Here is a 3,155-nt window from a genome sequence, read left to right on the forward strand (position 1 = left end):
ATCTGTGTTAACAACCGTATAGCAAATCTGTGTTCTATCCGCATAACGCACCCACTCACCGTCGCTGTTGGAGCCGGACTCGACAATCGGAGAGCCGCCAACCTGCGGCATATTTGTAAAATTATTATCAGATGAAGGTGCATCAAGATCGGCAGCATTAAATGCTATTTGATCTTTACCTACAGAATTTTTTCTAAAATCTTCACCATCAATAGGTACATTTGTTGGTTTATTACCAGTATATCCCATATTATGTAATCTCCATAATTGATAATGTACTATCTACACTATTTGCAGTATTAGATTGAACGACTACAGCATCACCAGTTTCCATATTGATCTTATTACCACTCATTACTTCAAGCGCACCACCTGTCGGAATCGGTGCATTCTTAACCAAGAAAACGTTGTCACCATCTGCGTTATTTATTTTAATATCCGCAGTAACAGTATCAGTCGTAATAAGATTTGATAGGTTAAGACCAATAACAACTGCCGTTGTACTTGCTGGTACAGTGTAAATCGTCATATCTGTATTACCGGCTGTAGTACTTCCGTCAAATGTCTTAAGTTTGAATGTATTAGCCATTTATATTTCCTTTAGCCTAGAGCAATTGCAAGAGCGGTTGCTGTCGCGTCTGTGTATCTTTGTGCGGCATCTGTAGTCGGTACTGTGTTGCTTGTATTGGTTACGTCACCAAAGCTTGCACTATATTCAACGCCAACAATAGAGTTTGAAGTTCCGCCAACGTCACCGATTCTTAACGTAGTTGTATCTGTTAGGGTACTGTAAACTGTATTTATAGTGTTAGAACTAGAGCCGATATTGTGAGTTGCATCAGCATCAGGAATAATACTTGCACCAAGAGTTACAGTATTTTTAAGTCTTGAAAGTCCTGTTAGATTGACTTCACCGGAATGAGTTGTGTTAGCACTTACGGAGACACTTGTACCAATTACAGATACGTTCGCAACGTGAGTCGTAGTATCGTTAAACGTTACTGTTTGATTGAACGTTACACTATCATTGAATGTCGTATTCGCGTTGATCGTATTGAGATTACCACCAAATACTGTATTAGAGTTGAAAGTGGTGGTGTCATTGATAATGACAGGATCATTAAACGTCGATAGATTTTCAAATGTAGCATCACCATTGAACGTAGTATTCGCGTTAAACGTTGTACTATAGCTATTGAATGAAGCGTTAGCATTAAACGCAATCAGATTATTGAAGTTGGTTAAATTTTCAAAGTTGACTGTCGCATTGTGGATTACATTTGCGTTATGCGTAACGTTTCCGTTAAAGATAGCGTTTGCACTTTGCGTTGTCTGAGTACCATCAATCGACACGTTTGAATTGAAAGTTGTAGTGTCGTTAATTGTTAGTGGATCATTAACAGTTACAGCATTCTCAAACGTAGCGTCGCCATTGTAGACAGTATTCGAATTAAACGTTACAGTATTACCATCAAATGTCGCATTTCTATTTGCCGTAAATTCCTGTACGGTTACGGTATTTGACATTGTGATATTGCGATGCTGGTCAACTGTCAATGCATCTGTGCTATTAGCGACAAGAGCAACAGAGCCGTTTGCAGGATAGCGAATACCGGTTGTCGTATCACCAAAGTTTGTGATAGCGGGAGCCGCTTCTGTGCCGTCACCTGATCTAACATTTAAAAATGCGTGAACGTTATTCGCAACGGTATAATTTAGACCAGTTGCGGTATTCTGTAAAGCATTAATGTTTACAGTTATAACATTATGGCGAATACGCCATTCATCAAATGTATTACTTAGTGTAACGTTAGCAATAGGCATTTATTATTCCTTAGACGTAATGTAGATAGCTTCCTACAATGTATTTAGGTTTATCGACCGGGATATGTCCAGCGTGCAAGTGAGTCCACATGGGCGGAAACATCAATAATCTACCCTTTTTAGGCTTCACTGTGATACCGAATTGTTCAAAACTTGTTTCTCCACCTTCGGGTTCTGTTAGGTAGAGAAAGAATACTAGAAAGCGACGTGCTGAGAAGTAATCACCAACATCAACGTGACTTGGAAATGAATCTTGCTTCTCGGGCAAATAACGCTTCATTCTAAAATCTTCATATCCCATCTTTGACGGGAACATTTCTGGTTTAATATTGCAATCTTCTTTATAGCGATCAATGTACGAAAAGAAAGTCTTTCTAAGTCTGTCGGACTGACTATTAAAGACTTCTGGCGCACTTAGCAGCTTAATCTCGGTAAAAGAATAATGACCATTTTCGGCCATTTCTTCTTGTAATTCTGGATGATTTTCAAAAGTCTCTACTAGTTCATCACAGAACTTCTCACTAATAACGTCATCATAATATCTAATAAAATTTTCATTACTCATATTTACTTCTCCAATAACGATTTCAACATTGATTTAATTTCACTCATTTCGCCTTTGATATTGTCAATATCATTCTTCATATTATCCATTTCTTTGTATTTAGCCTTCTGTGCGCGATACGCGCGCAATCCTTCTTTATCAGTGTTTAGGATTGCGCGCGTATTCTCGTCGCGTATCAGATTTTCATCATCTTTTACTTTACTATAACTCATTATGCCTGTACCGCAATTGCTCTGTAGTTCTTAAGGAACGGAGATTTTGCTGTATTAGATGTAGTCAATACGATCTTAATTCTAAAGTATTTATATCCTGTATAAGTCACTCCATCGTTAGTATATTGATATTCACCACCACTGCCTGTTAGAACGGAATCTGGTAGATTGTATTCAAACTCAATAAAGTCAGACTTATCTTCATCACTAGATGAAACTGTATCATTAGTTGTCTTACTTAATTCTTGCCATTCAAGATCATCAATACTCTGACTATCTTGCGAGTTAAGAAGTTTAGCGTATACACGAACATTTGCACTTGAAGGTTTGTAGGCTGTAACAAGAACTCTCAAATCTTCGGCGTCAAGACCTTCGGCTAGTGTCACGGTCTTGGAGATATACTTGGTATCAGCTTCACCACCTTCATTTGCATCTTCATTCGTTATATTGTTATTGACAAAGTATTCAGTAGTAATCAAACCACTTCTACTTTTATCAAGTGCAGGAGAATGACGATTATTTGTGGTGTTGTTGAATTCAACTCTAAATTCACC

General features: G+C 37.9%; 6 protein-coding genes. All 6 read right to left on the reverse strand.

Annotated elements, in window-relative coordinates:
- Positions 1–249, reverse strand: a 249-nt coding sequence (locus QZ276_RS08435; protein ID WP_292487089.1) for a hypothetical protein, incomplete at its 3' end; no start/stop codon positions are given.
- 1 nt (position 250) lies between these two features.
- Positions 251–589, reverse strand: a complete 339-nt coding sequence (locus QZ276_RS08440) for a hypothetical protein (RefSeq protein ID WP_292487091.1) — start codon at positions 587–589, stop codon at positions 251–253.
- An 11-nt stretch (positions 590–600) separates the two neighbouring features.
- Positions 601–1,824: a hypothetical protein gene (locus tag QZ276_RS08445; RefSeq protein WP_292487092.1), complete on the reverse strand. Its 1,224-nt coding sequence runs from the start codon at positions 1,822–1,824 to the stop codon at positions 601–603.
- Positions 1,825–1,834: 10 nt separating this feature from the next.
- Positions 1,835–2,389, reverse strand: a complete 555-nt coding sequence (locus QZ276_RS08450; RefSeq protein ID WP_292487093.1) for a 2OG-Fe(II) oxygenase — start codon at positions 2,387–2,389, stop codon at positions 1,835–1,837.
- A gap of 2 nt (positions 2,390–2,391) precedes the next feature.
- A complete protein-coding gene (locus QZ276_RS08455; RefSeq protein WP_292487095.1) occupies positions 2,392–2,601 on the reverse strand; it encodes a hypothetical protein in 210 nt (69 codons plus the stop codon).
- Positions 2,601–3,155, reverse strand: a 555-nt coding sequence (locus tag QZ276_RS08460) for a hypothetical protein (protein WP_292487096.1), incomplete at its 5' end; no start/stop codon positions are given. The genes QZ276_RS08460 and QZ276_RS08455, both read right to left, overlap by 1 nt.

It is taken from the genome of Methanohalobium sp., assembly GCF_018609725.1.
Taxonomy (GTDB): Archaea; Halobacteriota; Methanosarcinia; order Methanosarcinales; family Methanosarcinaceae; genus Methanohalobium.